This is a genomic window from Actinomadura sp. NBRC 104425 (assembly GCF_030269545.1).
Taxonomy (GTDB): domain Bacteria; phylum Actinomycetota; class Actinomycetes; order Streptosporangiales; family Streptosporangiaceae; genus Spirillospora; species Spirillospora keratinilytica.
The window spans coordinates 54,060-70,327 of sequence record NZ_BSTN01000025.1; the positions used below are offsets into that span (position 1 = coordinate 54,060).

Consider the following 16,268-nt stretch of genomic DNA (forward strand, 5'->3'; position numbering starts at 1 on the left):
CACCGCGCGCGGCACCGGGGCGTTCTTTTTACGGCGGTCAGCGGCGACCTTTGCCTTGGCCTCCCATGCCGGGGAGCCCCTTGTCGAGACCGGCGCGGCGCAGCGCGTCGGCCATGGCGCCGCCGCCGACCGAGGGGCCGCCCCGGCGGCCGCCGCGCCCCTGGCCGTTGCCGCGGCCGCCCTGGCGGCGCTGGCGGTCCCCCTGGCCGCCGCGCCGGCCGCCCGCGCCGCCCCCGGGGCCGGGGAGCTCATCGTCCAGGCGCAGGGTCAGCGAGATCCGCTTGCGCTGCAGGTCGACGTCCAGCACCTTGACGCGGACGATGTCGCCGGGCTTGACGACGTCGCGCGGGTCCTCCACATACCTGTCGGACATGGCGGAGATGTGCACGAGGCCGTCCTGGTGCACGCCGACGTCGACGAACGCCCCGAACGCCGCGACGTTGGTGACCACGCCCTCCAGGACCATGCCCGGCTTGAGGTCGTCGAGGGTGTCGACGCCCTCCTTGAACTCGGCCATGCGGAACGCCGGACGCGGGTCGCGGCCGGGCTTCTCCAGCTCGGCGAGGATGTCGGTGACGGTCGGCAGGCCGAAGGTGTCGTCGACGAACTTCTCGGGCTTGAGCGAGCGCAGCAGGGCGGTGTTGCCGATGAGTCCCTTGATGTCGGTGCCGGCGGCGTCGAGGATGCGGCGCACCACCGGGTAGGCCTCCGGGTGCACGCTGGACGCGTCGAGCGGGTCGTCGCCGCCGGGGATGCGCAGGAAGCCCGCGCACTGCTCGAACGCCTTGGGGCCGAGCCGGGGCACCTCCTTGAGCCCGGCGCGGGTGCGGAAGGGCCCGTGGGCGTCGCGGTGGGCGACGATGTTCTCCGCCAGCGTCTCGCCGATGCCGGACACGCGGGTCAGCAGCGGCACCGAGGCGGTGTTGACGTCGACGCCGACGGCGTTCACGCAGTCCTCGACGACGGCGTCCAGCGAGCGCGACAGCTTCACCTCGGACACGTCGTGCTGGTACTGCCCGACCCCGATCGACTTGGGGTCGATCTTGACGAGCTCGGCCAGCGGGTCCTGCAGCCGGCGGGCGATCGACACCGCGCCGCGCAGCGACACGTCCAGGTCGGGCAGCTCGCGCGCGGCGTAGGCGGACGCCGAGTACACCGACGCGCCCGCCTCCGACACCATGATCTTGGTGAGCTTCAGGTCGGGGTGGCGGGCGATGAGGTCGGCGGCGAGCTTGTCGGTCTCGCGGGACGCGGTGCCGTTGCCGATCGCCACCAGCTCGACCCGGTGCGCGCGGGCGAGCCGGGCCAGGGTCTCGATCGACTCGTCCCAGCGGCGGCGCGGCTCGTGCGGGTAGATGGTGTCGGTGGCGACGACCTTGCCGGTGGCGTCCACGACGGCGACCTTCACGCCGGTGCGCAGGCCCGGGTCCAGGCCCATGGTGGCGCGGGTGCCGGCGGGCGCGGCCAGCAGCAGGTCGCGCAGGTTGGCGGCGAACACCCGCACCGCCTCGTCCTCGGCCTGCTGGCGCAGCCGGGTGCGCAGGTCGATGCCCAGGTGGACCTGGATGCGGGTGCGCCAGGCCCAGCGCACCACGTCGCCCAGCCAGCGGTCGGCGGGCCGGCCCTGGTCGGCGATGCCGAAGCGCCGGGCGATCTCCGCTTCATAGGAGCTGCGGGCGGCCGGCTCCTCGGCGGGCTCCTCCGGCTCCAGGTCGAGGTCGAGGACCTCCTCCTTCTCGCCGCGGAACAGCGCCAGGACGCGGTGCGAGGGCAGCTCGTCCAGCGGCTCGGCGAAGTCGAAGTAGTCGGCGAACTTGGCGCCGCTCTCCTCCTTGCCCTCGCGCACCTTCGACACCAGGCGGCCGCGCGACCACATGCGCTCGCGCAGCTCGCCGATCAGGTCGGCGTCCTCGGCGAACCGCTCGACGAGGATCGCGCGGGCCCCCTCCAGCGCCGCGGCGGTGTCGGCGACGCCCTTGTCCGGGTCGACGTAGCCGGCGGCCGCCTCCTGCGGGGCGTTGGACGGGTCGCCGAGCAGCAGGTCGGCCAGCGGCTCCAGGCCGGCCTCGCGGGCGATCTGCGCCTTGGTGCGGCGCTTGGGCTTGTAGGGCAGGTAGATGTCCTCCAGCCGCGCCTTGGAGTCGGCGGCCATGATCTGCGCGCGCAGCTCGTCGGTGAGCTTGCCCTGCGACTCGACGGACTCCAGGATCGCGGCGCGCCGCTCGTCCAGCTCCCGCAGGTAGCGCAGGCGCTCTTCCAGGGCGCGCAGCTGCCCGTCGTCGAGAGCGCCGGTGGCCTCCTTGCGGTAGCGGGCGATGAACGGCACGGTGGCGCCGCCGTCGAGCAGCTCGATGGCGACGCGGACCTGCCCTTCGCGCACGCCGAGCTCCTCGGCGATGCGCTGGGCGACCGGCACGGCGCCGGGGACGGCGCGGCCGTCGGCCGCCTGGGCGGGGTTCGCTGTCTGCGTGTTGGACGCTGTCACGTTCTTGGATTCGCTTTCTCCGCTGGGTTCGCCTGTGCATTGTCCTGGGAATCGGGCCGCTTGTCGCGCGGGCCGCGCAGATCGACTCGCGCGGGCCGCGCAGATCGACTCGCGCGGGCCGCGCAGATCGACTCGCGCGGGCCGCGCAGATCGGCGGGGCCGCACGTCGATCGCCCGGCGCGCGGATGGTGGGGTTTGTCCTACCCCTTCCGGTGCCCGCAGGTGGGGTTAGGCCCCTGCCGCGGCCGCCGGTGGCCGAACACAATGGGCGGGTCGCGTCACATAGAGAGGGGAAGCGGTGAACCAGACGTCCGGCGACCGCTTCTGGAAAACAGCGCAACGGGGGCTGCTGTCCTGCCTGCGGGGGCTCGTCCAGACGGTCTTGTCGCCCGCGGCTGGCATCCCGTTGTTCGTCCTGAGCGTGGTGTCCATCGCGTTGATCCCCGTGGGGGTGGGGTTGCTCCTGGCCCCGCTGGCGCTCAACGGCGTGCGCCTGTTCGCCGATCTGCAGCGGGTGTGGGCGGCCGAATGGTCGGGCGTGACGGTCGCCCGCCCGTACCGGGCTCTGCCCGAAGGCGGGCCGGTGCGGCGGCTGTTCGCCATGCTGGCCGACCCCGCGACGTGGCGCGACCTTTTGTGGACGCTGCTGAACGCGCCCATCGGGCTGGTGCTGAACCTGCTGCCCGCGGCGATGGTCGTCTACGGGCTGGAGGGCGTCGCCCTGGCGTCGTGGCTGGGGCACTTCGGCTGGTACGGGTGGGGCCCGTTCTGGCCGCTGAGCGACTGGGGCTTCGTCGGCGCCGCCGGATGCGTCCTGCTCGGCGCTCCGCTCGCGCTGGCCGGGCTACGGTGGGGGCCGCACATCCTCAAGGGGCACGCGCTGTTCGTCCAGTCGCTGCTCGCGCCCACCCGCGGCGCCCTGCAGGAGCGGGTGCGTCGGCTCACCGAGACGCGCGCGCAGACCGTGGACGCCTCGGCCGCCGAACTGCGCCGCATCGAACGCGACCTGCACGACGGGGCGCAGGCCCGGCTGGTGGCGCTCAGCATGAACATCGGCCTGGCCGAGGAGCTGATGAAGCAGAACCCCGAGGCCGCGCAGGAGCTGCTGGCCGAGGCCCGGGCGGCCAGCGGGCAGGCCCTGACCGAGCTGCGCGACCTGGTGCGCGGCATCCACCCGCCGGTGCTGGCCGAACGCGGCCTGGACGGCGCCGTGCGGGCGCTGGCGCTGTCCCTGCCGCTGCCCGTCGACGTGCGGATCGACGTGCCGGGACGGGCCGAGGCGCCGGTGGAGTCGGCGGCCTACTTCGCCGTGGCCGAGATGCTGGCCAACGTGGTCAAGCACAGCGGCGCCCGGCGCGCCTGGGTGCAGATCGAGCACGACGGCGACCGGCTGCTGATGATCGTCGGGGACGACGGGACCGGCGGCGCCGACCCGGGCCAGGGCAGCGGCATGCGCGGCATCGAGCGGCGGTTGGCCGCTTTCGATGGCACGATGGCCGTGACCAGCCCCCCGGGCGGACCCACCGTAGTGACCATGGAGCTGCCGTGCGCGTTGTCATCGCCGAGGACCTCGCCCTCCTGAGGGACGGCCTGATCAGGCTGTTGGAGGCGTTCGGGTTCACGGTGGTCGAGGCGGTCGACAACGGGCCGTCCCTGGTGCGGGCGCTGACCACCCACCGTCCCGATGTCGCGGTGGTGGACGTGCGGCTGCCGCCGACGTTCACCGACGAGGGGCTGAAGGCGGCGCTGGAGGCGCGCCGGCAGATCCCGGGGCTTCCGGTGCTGGTGCTGTCGCAGCACGTGGAGCAGCTGTACGCGCGGGAGCTGCTGTCCGACAGCTCCGGCGGCGTCGGCTACCTGCTCAAGGACCGGGTGTCGGACGTCGGCCAGTTCGTCGACGCGGTGCGCCGGGTGGCGGGGGGCGGCACGGCCCTGGACCCGGACGTGGTGGCCCAGCTGCTGACCAAGCGGGCCCGGGAGGAGCCGCTGCAGGCGCTGACGCCGCGCGAACGCGAGGTGCTGGGCCTGATGGCCGAGGGACGGTCGAACGCGGCGATCGCCGCCCGCCTGTTCGTGACGGAGAAGGCGATCAGCAAGCACACCAACAGCATCTTCACCAAGCTCGGCCTGGCGCCGTCGGAGGACGACAACCGCCGCGTGCTGGCCGTCCTGGCCTACCTCGGCGTCTGACCGGCGGCGCCGGCCGGGTTCAGGCGGCCCACGGCGGGACGATGCGGTCGGCGCCCTTGGGGCCCATCGCGCATCCGTCGCCGACGCCGTCGGGGTTGTAGACGTGGCCGCCCGCCGCCGCGGCCACCACGGCGGCGAAACCGCCTTCGGTGGTCACCCGGCGGGGCACGTCGGCGGCCATCACCACGGTGTCGCCCGCGGCCGCCTCCAGGACGCCGTCGCCCAGCTCGATCGTCGCGTCGCCGTCCAGCAGGCTCCACACCTGCTCGACGTCGGCGGCGTGCAGCGGGCCGCGTCCTCCGGCGGGCATGTCGACGCGCCAGACGGCGACCGTGCCGGTACCGCCCTGCGTGGGCGTGGCGAGGGTCGTCATCACGGCGTTGGGCGTCTGCGTCCGGCGCGCGTCGGCACCGCGTACGAGGGTCATGTCGGTTCACTCCTAGGATGGTCAACGAGGTTGTCCATATAGTCAATGAGGTTGTCTTTCATGTCAACTCCGGGGTACGAGCTGCCGCTGCGGCTGCTGCTGGGCTTCCGCGCGATCGTCGACGAGCTGCACGCGGAGCTGGCCGCGCAAGGGCATCCGGACCTACGCCCCATGCACGGCTTCGTGTTCCAAGCCATCGGACCGGACGGCACGACGGCCGCCGAGCTGGGCCGCCGCCTGGGCGTGTCCAAGCAGGCCGCGGGCAAGACGGTCGAGCACTTGGAACGGCTCGGGTACGTGACGAGGGTCGGGGACCCCGCCGACGCGCGGCGCAAGGTCGTCCGGCTGACCGACCGGGGCCTGGACGCGCTGGCGCGCTCGGCGCAGGGCTTCGACCGCATCCGCGAGCGCTGGGAGCGGACGCTCGGAGCCGACCGGCTCGCGGCCGTCGAAGAGGGGCTGCGCACGATGACGCCGGACGGCCACTTCCCGCTGGACGTCCCCGGCTGGTTCGCGAACCTGTGAACCGGGCGCGGCAACGCGCGCACCAGGGCACGGCGAACGCACGCCCCCGCACCGCACCGGACGCGCCCTCCGACCACGCCCCCGGACAGCCGTACCCATGGCGCCGACCGGACCCCACCACCCCCAGAATGCGGCGGGCGGCACAGCCCACATCCCGCACGGCCCCGGCAAGGCGCAGCGGACGCGCATGCCAAGGCGCGGCAGCCCCCGCCGGACACGCCGCCTGGCCGCGCCTCCGGGCAGCCGGGCCCAGGTGTCGGGCAGATTCCACCGCCGTGCTCAGAGCGCGGCGGGCGGCGGGGCCCGCGTCCCGCGCGCGGCCGCTGCGGGTGGCGGCCGTACGTCTCCAGGCAGCCGCACAGACCAGCGAGGCGCCGCGGGCCGAGTGGCCGAAAGCCCTTGATGGGGCGGGCGGCCCGGGCTACCATCCGAGCTAATTCTTAGGAAACTTTCCTAAGAGTGGCGCCGAACGGACGCCGTGGCCCCCCGCTGTGACCCGACCACCGTCCACTCCGCACACCCGCACACCGCGCCGCTCGAAGCGCGCACCCCCGGGCACGGCGGCACGGGCCCCGTGCTCCTCGGCCGATCGGGGTTACCGACTGGTTTCGGGGGACGAGCGAACGGAGAAGCATGTCCAGATCGGGCGGACGGCGGGCGATCGCCCTCGCCGGCGCACTCACGCTCGCGGCGGCCGCAGCCGCGGTCGCCGCACCCGTGGCCGCGACCGCGGCGGCCGCGGTCACCGCGACCTGTACCAAGACCTCCGACTGGGGCACCGGCTTCGAAGGCAAGTGCACCATCACCAACGGGACGGCCACGGCGCTCTCCGGCTGGAAGCTGGAGTTCGACCTGCCGTCCGGCACGTCCATCGGGTCCACCTGGGACGCCACCAAGACCGTCTCGGGCAACCACTACACCTTCACCGACGCCGGCTGGAACGCCACCGTCAACCCGGGCGGCACCGCCTCCTTCGGCTTCGTCGGGACCGGCTCCGGGTGGATCTCCGGCTGCACGGTGAACGGCGGCGCATGCGACGGCAGCGGGCAGCCGGGCGGCGACACCCAGGCCCCGTCCGCGCCGAGCGGCCTGCGCGCCACCGGCAAGACCTCCACCAGCGTCACGCTGGCGTGGAACGCGGCAACCGACAACGTGGGCGTCACCGCCTATGACGTGTACCGGGGTGACACCAAGGCCGACACCGTCACCGGTACCACGGCCACGGTATCGGGCCTGTCGCCCAGCACCTCCTACACGTTCACGGTGAGGGCCCGGGACGCGGCCGGCAACACCTCCCCCGCGTCCAACGCCGTGTCGGTCACCACCGACGCCGCCGGCGGCGACGACCCCGGCACGTCCGGCGGCAAGGTGGTCGGCTACTTCGCCGAGTGGGGCGTCTACCAGCGCGGCTACCACGTCAAGAACATCGACACCAGCGGGTCGGCCGCCAAGCTCACGCACATCAACTACGCCTTCGGCAACGTGCAGAACGGCCAGTGCACGGTCGGCGACTCCTACGCCGACTACGACCGGTACTACAGCGCCGCCGAAAGCGTCGACGGCCAGGCCGACTCCTGGGACACCGGCGCGCTGCGCGGCAGCTTCAACCAGCTGCGCAAGCTCAAGAAGAAGTACCCGCACCTGAAGGTGCTGTGGTCGTTCGGCGGCTGGACATGGTCGAGCGGCTTCGCACAGGCCGCCGCCAACCCGGCCGCGTTCGCCGACTCCTGCTACAAGCTGGTCGAGGACCCGCGCTGGGCGGACGTGTTCGACGGCATCGACATCGACTGGGAGTACCCGAACGCCTGCGGGCAGACCTGCGACACCAGCGGCCCGGACGGGTTCCGCAACCTGATGGCGGCGCTGCGGCAGCGGTTCGGCTCCGGCAACCTGGTCACCGCCGCGATCACCGCGGACGCCTCGTCGGGCGGCAAGATCGACGCGGCCGACTACGCGGGCGCAGCCCAGTACGTCGACTGGTTCCTGCCGATGACCTACGACTTCTTCGGCGCCTGGGACGCCGCGGGCCCGACCGCCCCGCACTCGCCGCTGACCTCCTACGCGGGCATCCCCCGGGAGGGCTTCAACTCCGACGCGGCCATCCAGAAGCTGAAGTCCAAGGGCATCCCGGCGAGCAAGCTGCTGCTGGGCATCGGGTTCTACGGACGCGGCTGGACGGGCGTCACGCAGAGCGCCCCGGGCGGCTCGGCCACCGGCCCCGCGCCCGGCACCTACGAGCAGGGCATCGAGGACTACAAGGTGCTCAAGAACAGCTGCCCGGCCACCGGCACCGTGGGCGGCACCGCCTACGCCTACTGCGGCAACCAGTGGTGGAGCTACGACACGCCCGCCACGATCGGCGGCAAGATGACCTACGCCAAGAACCAGGGGCTGGCGGGCTCGTTCTTCTGGGAACTGAGCGGCGACACCAGCAACGGCGAGCTCATCACCGCCATCCGCAACGGCCTCGGCTGACATCCGCCGGACCGCCCGCCGGGTGACCGCCACGCAGGCGCCTCGAGCGACCACCCGGCGGGACGCAGGGCCCCTGACGGCTGCGCGATCGGCCGTCAGGGGCCCTTCCATGTGCGGGCCCGCTGTGCGCGCCCGCAGTGCGGCCGGCCTTCTGCACCGGTGGCCCGCGCGGGCTCGCTGCGGCGTCGGACGCGGTCCCCTCAGGTCCGGGGCGCCCCCTCGCTGTTCGCACGGCTCACCGTGGAACCGCCGGAGCGCACCGTCGGCGTCGCGCCGGGCGGCGGCCTGGCCTCGGCGGACTGCCCGGCCGTGCGTCTGACGGGACCACGACGGGGCGGCGCGGCGTGCGGTCCCTGCCCGGCGCCGCCCCCCGTACACGCCGGGCGCGCTGCCAGGTGGTCGACCGGACACCGGCGGACCCGCATTGCCCAGTACTCCGACTCGTTCAGTCGGTTTTGAGCACGGCTTCGATGTCCAGGCTGATGTCGATCGAATGGGCCACCACCACGGCACCGCCGGGAACGGTGCCCTCGTCACCGACCCCGAAGTCGAGCCGGTTGATCTTCCCGGTGGCGGTGAAACCGGCGCGGGCGCCCTTGGACGGGTCCTCCAGGAAGTAGTCGGGGCCGAAGCCGCCCAGCTCCAGGCGCAGCGGCACCGGCTTGGTCACGCCCTTGACGGTCAGCTCGCCGTCCAGCGCGAACGCGTCCCCGTCGGGCCGCAGGCCGGTGGACCGGTAGGTGATCGTCGGATACCGGTCGGCCTCGAAGAAGTCGGCGGTGCGCAGGTGCGCGTGGCGGTCGGCGTTGCCGGTGTCCACCGAGGCCACCTGGATGGTGGCGGTCACCGAGGACGCCAGCGGGTCGTCCGCGGTGACGATGTCGGCGGTGAAGTCGGCGAAGCGCCCGCGGACCTTGGCGACCATCAGGTGCCGGACCGAGAACGACACGCTGGAGTGCACCGGGTCCACGGTCCACTTCCCGGCGACGTAGCCGGGGATCTCGACAAGGTCGGCCGTCATCGTGTCTCCTTGAGTTCTGGCTGGTAAGCGGGTTCCCCTCCATTCCTCACTTACGGAAGGGAACTGCCGCCATCCTGCGAAAAGCAGCAGCGGACGCACAAGAAGGCACTTTTTTCTGCCGTGGTCACAGGGAGGGAACCATGGAGGTCAAGCCCGATGTCGGGGCGTGCAACGGTCCGGTCGCGGTCCACGCGCGGGAGATCCTCGGCCGGGTGGGCGACAAGTGGTCGCTGTACGTGATCGCGCACCTGGGCACGGAGACCAAGCGGTTCACCGAGCTCAAGAAGGAGATCGAGGGCATCAGCCAGCGGATGCTCACCGTCACCCTGCGCGGCCTCGAACGCGACGGGCTGGTCTCCCGCACCGTCTATCCGGTGATGCCGCCGCGCGTCGACTACGCCCTCACCCCGCTCGGCCGCACCCTGCTGGACGCCGTCGGCACCCTCGTCACCTGGGTGGAGACCCACCTGGAGGAGGTCATCGAGTCCCGCGCCCGCTATGACGCCCGCGCGCGGGAGGAAGCCGCCCTGGCCGTCCGCTGACCCAGGGGGCCGCCCTTCACGAGGGAAGGGCGGCGTCGCAGAACACGCACACGTAGTGGGCGTCCTTCACCAGGTTGAGCTCCCCGCAGGGCGGGCAGTGCCGGAAGACGAACACCTCTGTGAAACCGCCGGGGTGCGACACCTGCGCCCGGTCGAGCGCAGCGGCCACGGCGGGCCGGCATCCGGACAGTACCCGGTGGACTGGTTGGTGATCTCGTTGGCGGCCCAGCGTCCGCCGTCGGCGGCGAAGGCGATCTCTCCGGCGGCCAGGACGGGGCGGGCGCCCGCGCACGCCACGTGCTCGCTGCGGCGCGGCGCGAGCAGCAGGGTGCCGCCGGCGTCCACGACGAAGGTGAACGGCTCGTCTCGCCGCTCGGCGAGCCATTGGTCCAGGTCGGCCGGGGAGCGGACGGGCCGTCCCACCACCCCGTCGACCCGCCGCGCGATCTCCTCCGGCCCGACGTACTCGTACGCCATGGCGCCGACCCTACGGAAATCCGGGCCGAACTCCCATTTCCGCGGGGCGTAAAGTCGGAAGGTGAACGCGATTGTCAGAGGAACCGGATAAAACGATCCCATGCCTCACGTTCCACCGATGATCCACTCCGCCACCGCGGCGGGCCCGGCGTACCTGCTGGCCTGGGAGCGGATGCCCGACGGCGCCTGGGGCGCCCGCATCGCCTGGATCGAGATGGAGGGCGAATCGTGGAAGGGCCGCACCGCCCACGTCACCGCCGACGACATCGCCCAACTTGACGGCCAGGACTATTCCACCGTCCCCCGCCGCAATTCCTGACGCCACCGCCCCTTTGCCGTGGGTCGGCGCGGTTCATTCGGGTGGCCCTTGCGTCCGGGGACGGCGCCGGACGCTGATCAGGATCGGCCGGTTCGAGCCCACCTCGCAGCGGTGTTCGGCCTGCGGTGTGCTCGATGGCCCCATACCCCTGCACGTCCGCTTCTGGGCGTGCGCGGCGTGCGGTGCCCGGCACCACCGGGACGTCAACTCCGCCGCCGACATTTTCGCCGCCGGGCGGGCGGAGAGGCTAAACGCCTGGAGGGACCGTGAGCCCCGCCGCCTGGCGGGGGGCTCACGGTCCCGGTGGAACAGGAAGCCGCAGAGGTGCCGCACGATGCGGCACGGTCTGAATCCCCGGCCTTCACACCGGGGGGCGCGTCAATAGCGGATGCCCATGCCCTCGACCGGTGGGGTACGGAGGAGCCGGCCGATCGGGATGATCGTGGACACCAGCGCCAACGCCACCGTGCCACCGACGATCACGACCCAGCCCAGCGCCGGAACGTACGGGACGGGCTGCCCGGCGATGGCGTTGACGATCGAGGACAGCGTGACCGCCGCGATCGCGACGCCGATCGTGAGCGCCACGCCCAGCAGGGCGGCCTGTTCGGCGTTCGCCATCCGCTTCACCTGACGGCGGGTCACCCCGACCAGGCGCAGCAGGGACAGCTCCCGGGCCCGGGCCAGCGCGGCCATGATCAGCGTGTTGGCGGCCGCGAGCACCGCGTACCCGACCAGCACGGCGACCAGCATTTTGTTCAGCCACGAGCTGATCGCCAGGTCCTGGGCCAGTGCGCCGGTGAACCGGTCGGTGGTGGTGACGGCGCTCGCCGGGTACGCGTCCGCCAACTTGGTCAGGGCCGGTACCACGTCGGCGTTCGGCGCGCTGCGGACCAGCACGTGGTCGTTCAGATCGGTGGCGGTGTGCCCGGCGAGCGTCGCGTTGCTCAGGGTGACGTCGCCGAAGCCGAGGTTCCGGTCGTAGATGGCGACGACCTTGAGGGTGACGGGCGTGCCGTCCCCGAGCCACAGCTTGGCCTTGCCGCCGATCTTCCACCCGGACGTGTCGGCCTGTGACGAGGACACCGCCACGGTGCCGGCCCCCAGCGCGGCGAGGCTGCCCGACCTCACCTTCAGGTCCATGGTCCGGTCCGCGCCCTGCGGATCGATGCCCTGCGCGACCACCGTCATCGCCTCGTCCATGAACGGCACGATCACCGAGGTGCGGCGGACTCCGGTCGCGGCGAGCACGCCGGGGATCCGGCGGGCCTGCGCGGCCACCGCCGCGGGCAGCCCGGCGCCGCCGACCAGCGCGTGCTGGGCGAGCGTCCCCTCCCGGCTCTGCACCACCGTCTGGCGCTCCAGGTTGTCCTGCAGGAACCAGACGGTGCCGCCGAACCCGACGGAGAGCACCAGCGCCGTCAGCACGGCGACCATGCCACGCGCGTTCGCCCGCAGGTTCGCTGCGGCCAGGTAGCCGCTGTTGCCGAAGACGGTCCGCAGGACCGGGGCGAGCGCCACCGCGGTGGCCCGGTTGATCCACGGGGCGAGCAGCGCGATCGCCAGCACGAACATGTACAGCATGCCCACCGCGGCGCCCATGGCGGTCTGGCCGCTGGTCATGCCGGTCAGGCCGGTCAGCGCGACCGCGCAGCCCAGGAGCGCCAGGCCGGAGACGACCCGCACCCGGCCGCCGAGGCCCGGTTCGACGGCCGCTTCACCCAGCGCCTCGGTGGGCCGGATGCGGGTGGTGCGCCGGGCGGCGATCCAGGCGGACAGCAGCGCGACGGCGGCCACGGCCACGGTCACCGCGGGCGCGGCCACGATCCCGCCGCTCATGGTGAAGTTCTCCGGGACGAAGCCGCGGGTCACCAGCTCGTCCCCGATCCACAGGCCGGCGAGCAGGCCGATCGGCACGCCCACCACCGCCGCGAGCAGGCTGAGCATGCCCACCTCGCCGAGGATCAGCAGCCGGACCTGGCCCGGGGTCGCCGCGATCGCCCGCAGCAGGGCGAAGTCGCGGCGGCGGTACCGCACCGACAGGCCGACCGTCGCGGCGACCACGAAACCGATGATCAGCGCGGCGTAGCCGCCGAACGCGCCGCCGGCCTCCAGGGTGAAGCTCTTGGCGGCGACCGCCTCGGGCTGTTCGGCCAGGCCCAGTTCGTCACCGGTGTAGGCGGTCGCGCCCGCGCCGTCCGCGATGCGCTCGACCGCGGCGGTGACGGCCTCCCGGTCGGCGCCCTTCGCGGGGATCACGCCGATCGCGTCGACGCGGCCGGGCCGCGGGGAGAGCCGGGCCGCCTGCGCGTCGGTGAAGAACAGCGCCGCCTGCGGCCCGCGCACGCCGGACGCCTTGACGACGCCGCTCACCCGGACTTGGTGGACGGTCCCGCCGGTGAGGATCGCCGTGGTGCTGCCGGGGCGCAGCTTCCCCGCCGCGGCGAGCCGTTCGTCCACAGCGACTTCGCCCTGGGTCCGCGGCGCGGTGCCGGACACCACCTTGTACGGCGTGAGCACCGCGCTCCCCCAGCCGTGGCCTGCGACGGGCACCTTCGGCGCGGCCGCCGCCGCGACCGCGATCGTCCGGTCCGGCACGGCGTTCGCCACGCCGGGCACCGCGGCGACCTTGCGGACCAGCGACTCCGGGAGGCTGCCGCGCTCGGGCAGCGTCACCGTGCTGGTCTCGCGCTCGCCGAACCGCTCCGGCCCCTGCACGGTGAGCTGGTGCCGGGCGATGACGGCGAACGCCGCGCCGTACCGCTGCGGCTCTCCCTTGTACCGCAGCCCCGATTCGACGAGCACCCCGCACACCGTCAGGACCGCGACCCCGGCGGCGAGCGCCAGGAAGGTCGCGACGAAGGTGCCCTTGCGGTGGCGCAGCATCCGTGCGGCGAGTCCGAGCACCGCTCAGCCCTCCCTGCTCGCGACGGGCTGCCGCTGCCGGCGGTCGAGCATCGCCAGCTGCTCGGCGATCCGCTGGACGCCGGGCTGGGGCATGTCCCGCACGATATGGCCGTCGGCCAGCACCATGACGCGGTCGGCGTACGACGCGGCGACCGGGTCGTGCGTCACCATGATCACCGTCTGTCCGAACTGGTCGACCGCCGACCGCAGCAGGCCCAGCACCTCGGCCGCGGTCTGCGTGTCGAGCGCGCCGGTGGGCTCGTCGCAGAAGATCACCTCGGGCCGGGTGACCAGCGCCCGGGCGATCGCCACCCGCTGCTGCTGCCCGCCGGACAGCTGCGCCGGCCGGTGTCCGAGCCGGTGTCCCAGTCCGACCCGGTCGATCACCTCGGCGACCCACGCCGGGTCCGGGCGCCTGCCCGCCAGCCGGGCCGGCAGCAGGATGTTCTGCTCCACCGTCAGGGCGCCCACCAGGTTGAACGCCTGGAAGATGAAGCCGATCCGGTCGCGGCGCAGCTCGGTCAGCCGCTTCTCGGACATCGTCGACAGATCGGTCGTGCCGATCAGGACGCGACCGGAGGTGGGGCGGTCGAGTCCGGCCGCGCAGTGCAGCAGGGTGCTCTTGCCGGAGCCGGACGGCCCCATGACCGCCGTCATCGTTCCGCGGGCGAAGCGGACGTCGACCTCGGCCAGCGCCGTGACGGGTTGCTCACCTCCGTACGTCTTGGTGACCCGTTCGAGACGGACGACGTCGGCGGGTAGGGGCACTGACATGCGGGTTGCCTTTCAGGAGCCTGTTTTCAACGGCTTTTCGACGCTAGAAAGCGCGTGCCGCCCCAGCAATGCAGCCAGTTGCCCATGCGAAGTAGTGCAGGCACTACCGCGCGCTCGTTTTCGTCACCGACCGCGATCACCGTCACGCACAGCTACCAGTCCGATGCCGACACGGCCTCGCCGGACGTCCATCGCGCAGCGCCCCGGCCGCCGCCCCGCTTCCAGCGTCACCGCGGCGTCCTCGAACGGGGCGTGCGCCCGCGCCGGTGCCTCGATCAATTGGGCGGGGCGGGCCACCGCGCCATGCGCCCCCTTCGCCGCGCAAGTGCTGCTCGGCGGTGCGCGCCAGCCGACACCACGACATCGGGGCCCGAAACGGCGGCGCGCTTGCCCCCTCTCGCGGCGGCCGGCGCGGGCAGGTGCGAAAAGCCGTTCCGCGTCGCGAACACCACGAAGGATGTTCTGGACAATCCAGCCACCTGGCCAGATTTCGTACAGCTGGCTGTACCTCCCGTGCCGATTCTCCTGCCATGGGGGGAACCGCTCCCCTAGAGTCCTCCGGTGGAAGTGGTGGTGGACAGCGCGGAATCGAGTGCTCCCCGAAGGACTGTGCGGCGAATCATCGTCATGCGTGCACGCGCGGTCTTGGACGCGCTCGAACATCTCGTCAGCGGGCTCAGCACGGCCCTGCCTGCGTTCATCGTCCTGACATGGCTTCTCGCGGTCGCGCTGCTGTGCGCGGTCGGTGTCGGCTTCCTGCTCGCCCCCACCCTCCCCCGGCTCATCCGCGCCCTGGCCGAACGTGAGCGCGCTCGGTTGTCCCGGTGGGGCACCGAGATCCCCGCGATGGGGCCCGTGCCCGCGGGGGTGCGCGCCGCGTTCGCCGATCCGGTCGTCCGGCGGGAACTGCGCTGGCTGCCGGTGCACGGCACGCTGGGCCTGTCCATCGGGGGCGTCGGGGCGACACTGGCCGTGCAGGCCGCCCAGGACATCACCTACCCGCTGTGGTGGCGGGTGGCGCCGCGGGAAGAGACCATCCCGAACTTCGTGTTCTGGAGCGTGCGCGACGACCTCGACGCCCTCGCGGTCGCGTTCCTCGGCCTGGCACTGGCCACCGTTTTCATGGTCGTCATCCCCGGGATGGCCCGCTTGCAGGCGTGGCCGGGGCGGCGGCTGCTGGCACCTCCGCCCGACGTCGACCTGTCGCTGCAGGTCGCGCGGCTGTCGGCGACCCGGGCCGCGGCTTTGGACGCGCACGCGCAGGAGCTGCGACGCATCGAGCGGACCCTGCACGACGGGACGCAGAACCGCCTCGTCGCCGTGAACGTCCTGCTGGGCGCGACCCGCCGTGCGCTGGCGCGCGACCCGGCCGCCGCGGAGGCGCTGCTGGAACAGGCCCAGGACGCCGCGGAGACCGCCATGGCCGAGCTCCGCACGGTCCTGCGCGGCATCCTGCCGCCGGTTCTGGCCGACCGGGGGCTGGCCGAAGCGCTCGCCGGGCTCGCGGCGAACTGCGGCGTGCCCTGCCGCACGGACATCGACATCCCCGAGCGGTGCGCCGCCTCCGCCGAGGCCACCGCGTACTTCGTGGCCGCCGAGGCGCTGACCAACGTCTCCCGGCACAGCCGCGCGCGCAACGCTGCCCTGATCGCACGACAGCGAGGCGACCGGCTGTCGCTGCGCATCGAGGACGACGGAATCGGCGGCGCGGACGCGAGCGGAGGATCAGGCCTCGCCGGCATCCGCAGCCGGATCGAGGCGCACGGCGGCCGCTTTGCCGTGACCAGTCCGCCCGGCGGCCCGACCGTGCTGGAGATGGACCTGCCCTGCGGGCCGTGACCGCCGACGACCACCTGACCGAGTCGCCAAGCGCCGCGACGGGTGACGCAGGCGGGCGCGGACCGCAGGCGCCCGGGGGCGGCTCCGCCGACACGGAGCCGCCCCCGGCCCGCCCCGCTCAAGCACCGCAACTTCAACGTGCCCGGCTGCTACGACTGCGGCCACCGACGACCTGTGTCCCCCCGCAAGTCGTCCTCGTCCAGAAAGGTGCTGATCGGTTCGTGTGACGCTGCTTTCGTCCGCCGCGCAGCCGTGCCGGGACCGTTCTTGGTGCGGGACGGTCCCGG

General features: G+C 73.0%; 14 protein-coding genes. 8 read left to right on the plus strand and 6 right to left on the minus strand.

Going from position 1 to position 16,268, the window contains the following annotated elements; genetic code table 11:
• Positions 1-37 precede the first annotated feature (37 nt).
• Positions 38-2,416, minus strand: a complete 2,379-nt coding sequence (locus QSK22_RS27170; protein ID WP_285497272.1) for a Tex family protein — start codon at positions 2,414-2,416, stop codon at positions 38-40.
• Between the two features lie 367 nt (positions 2,417-2,783).
• Between QSK22_RS27170 and QSK22_RS27175 the strand changes: the two genes are divergently transcribed.
• Both QSK22_RS27175 and QSK22_RS27180 read left to right on the plus strand, forming a co-directional pair.
• Positions 2,784-4,067 carry a sensor histidine kinase gene (locus tag QSK22_RS27175; protein WP_285497239.1) on the plus strand — a complete coding sequence of 428 codons (1,284 nt, stop codon included), beginning with the start codon at positions 2,784-2,786 and terminating at the stop codon, positions 4,065-4,067.
• Positions 4,031-4,675, plus strand: coding sequence for a response regulator (locus QSK22_RS27180; protein WP_285497240.1), 645 nt, complete (start codon positions 4,031-4,033; stop codon positions 4,673-4,675). Before QSK22_RS27175 ends, QSK22_RS27180 begins: the two co-directional genes overlap by 37 nt.
• Before the next feature lie 19 nt (positions 4,676-4,694).
• Here the strand turns inward: QSK22_RS27180 and QSK22_RS27185 are convergent, their stop codons facing one another.
• Complete coding sequence (locus QSK22_RS27185) at positions 4,695-5,102, minus strand: cupin domain-containing protein (RefSeq protein WP_285497241.1); 408 nt, start codon at positions 5,100-5,102, stop codon at positions 4,695-4,697.
• 60 nt (positions 5,103-5,162) lie between these two features.
• On the opposite strand from QSK22_RS27185, the gene QSK22_RS27190 reads away from it, so the two are divergent.
• Together QSK22_RS27190 and QSK22_RS27195 are read left to right on the plus strand one after the other, a co-directional pair.
• On the plus strand, positions 5,163-5,627 hold the full coding sequence (locus QSK22_RS27190; RefSeq protein WP_285497242.1) for a MarR family winged helix-turn-helix transcriptional regulator: 465 nt from the start codon (positions 5,163-5,165) through the stop codon (positions 5,625-5,627).
• A 633-nt stretch (positions 5,628-6,260) separates the two neighbouring features.
• Positions 6,261-8,102, plus strand: a complete 1,842-nt coding sequence (locus QSK22_RS27195; protein WP_285497243.1) for a glycosyl hydrolase family 18 protein — start codon at positions 6,261-6,263, stop codon at positions 8,100-8,102.
• A gap of 445 nt (positions 8,103-8,547) precedes the next feature.
• Here QSK22_RS27195 and QSK22_RS27200 read toward each other — a convergent pair whose 3' ends face one another.
• Complete coding sequence (locus tag QSK22_RS27200; RefSeq protein WP_285497244.1) at positions 8,548-9,123, minus strand: YceI family protein; 576 nt, start codon at positions 9,121-9,123, stop codon at positions 8,548-8,550.
• Between the two features lie 140 nt (positions 9,124-9,263).
• On the opposite strand from QSK22_RS27200, the gene QSK22_RS27205 reads away from it, so the two are divergent.
• Positions 9,264-9,665, plus strand: a complete 402-nt coding sequence (locus QSK22_RS27205) for a winged helix-turn-helix transcriptional regulator (protein WP_285497245.1) — start codon at positions 9,264-9,266, stop codon at positions 9,663-9,665.
• Positions 9,666-9,731: 66 nt separating this feature from the next.
• Here QSK22_RS27205 and QSK22_RS27210 read toward each other — a convergent pair whose 3' ends face one another.
• A complete protein-coding gene (locus QSK22_RS27210; protein WP_285497246.1) occupies positions 9,732-10,142 on the minus strand; it encodes a hypothetical protein in 411 nt (136 codons plus the stop codon).
• Positions 10,143-10,242: 100 nt separating this feature from the next.
• On the opposite strand from QSK22_RS27210, the gene QSK22_RS27215 reads away from it, so the two are divergent.
• On the plus strand, positions 10,243-10,461 hold the full coding sequence (locus QSK22_RS27215; RefSeq protein ID WP_285497247.1) for a hypothetical protein: 219 nt from the start codon (positions 10,243-10,245) through the stop codon (positions 10,459-10,461).
• 13 nt (positions 10,462-10,474) lie between these two features.
• On the plus strand, positions 10,475-10,846 hold the full coding sequence (locus QSK22_RS27220; RefSeq protein ID WP_502872374.1) for a zinc ribbon domain-containing protein: 372 nt from the start codon (positions 10,475-10,477) through the stop codon (positions 10,844-10,846).
• Here the strand turns inward: QSK22_RS27220 and QSK22_RS27225 are convergent.
• Both QSK22_RS27225 and QSK22_RS27230 read right to left on the minus strand, forming a co-directional pair.
• On the minus strand, positions 10,840-13,368 hold the full coding sequence (locus QSK22_RS27225; RefSeq protein WP_285497249.1) for an FtsX-like permease family protein: 2,529 nt from the start codon (positions 13,366-13,368) through the stop codon (positions 10,840-10,842). The two genes, QSK22_RS27220 and QSK22_RS27225, sit on opposite strands and share 7 nt — an antisense overlap.
• Before the next feature lie 3 nt (positions 13,369-13,371).
• A complete protein-coding gene (locus QSK22_RS27230) occupies positions 13,372-14,142 on the minus strand; it encodes an ABC transporter ATP-binding protein (protein WP_285497250.1) in 771 nt (256 codons plus the stop codon).
• A 627-nt stretch (positions 14,143-14,769) separates the two neighbouring features.
• Between QSK22_RS27230 and QSK22_RS27235 the strand changes: the two genes are divergently transcribed.
• Positions 14,770-15,981, plus strand: a complete 1,212-nt coding sequence (locus QSK22_RS27235) for a sensor histidine kinase (RefSeq protein ID WP_285497251.1) — start codon at positions 14,770-14,772, stop codon at positions 15,979-15,981.
• Positions 15,982-16,268: the final 287 nt, after the last annotated feature.

What these genes read in the sequence shown, in the direction of transcription:
- QSK22_RS27230 (WP_285497250.1), bottom strand. Translation starts at nt 14,142, where the DNA reads ATGTCAGTGCCCCTACCCGCCGACGTCGTCCGTCTCGAACGGGTCACC.
- QSK22_RS27200 (WP_285497244.1), bottom strand. Translation starts at nt 9,123, where the DNA reads ATGACGGCCGACCTTGTCGAGATCCCCGGCTACGTCGCCGGGAAGTGG.
- QSK22_RS27190 (WP_285497242.1), top strand. Translation starts at nt 5,163, where the DNA reads ATGTCAACTCCGGGGTACGAGCTGCCGCTGCGGCTGCTGCTGGGCTTC.
- QSK22_RS27195 (WP_285497243.1), top strand. Translation starts at nt 6,261, where the DNA reads ATGTCCAGATCGGGCGGACGGCGGGCGATCGCCCTCGCCGGCGCACTC.
- QSK22_RS27210 (WP_285497246.1), bottom strand. Translation starts at nt 10,142, where the DNA reads ATGGCGTACGAGTACGTCGGGCCGGAGGAGATCGCGCGGCGGGTCGAC.
- QSK22_RS27205 (WP_285497245.1), top strand. Translation starts at nt 9,264, where the DNA reads ATGGAGGTCAAGCCCGATGTCGGGGCGTGCAACGGTCCGGTCGCGGTC.
- QSK22_RS27185 (WP_285497241.1), bottom strand. Translation starts at nt 5,102, where the DNA reads ATGACCCTCGTACGCGGTGCCGACGCGCGCCGGACGCAGACGCCCAAC.
- QSK22_RS27215 (WP_285497247.1), top strand. Translation starts at nt 10,243, where the DNA reads ATGCCTCACGTTCCACCGATGATCCACTCCGCCACCGCGGCGGGCCCG.
- QSK22_RS27235 (WP_285497251.1), top strand. Translation starts at nt 14,770, where the DNA reads ATGCGTGCACGCGCGGTCTTGGACGCGCTCGAACATCTCGTCAGCGGG.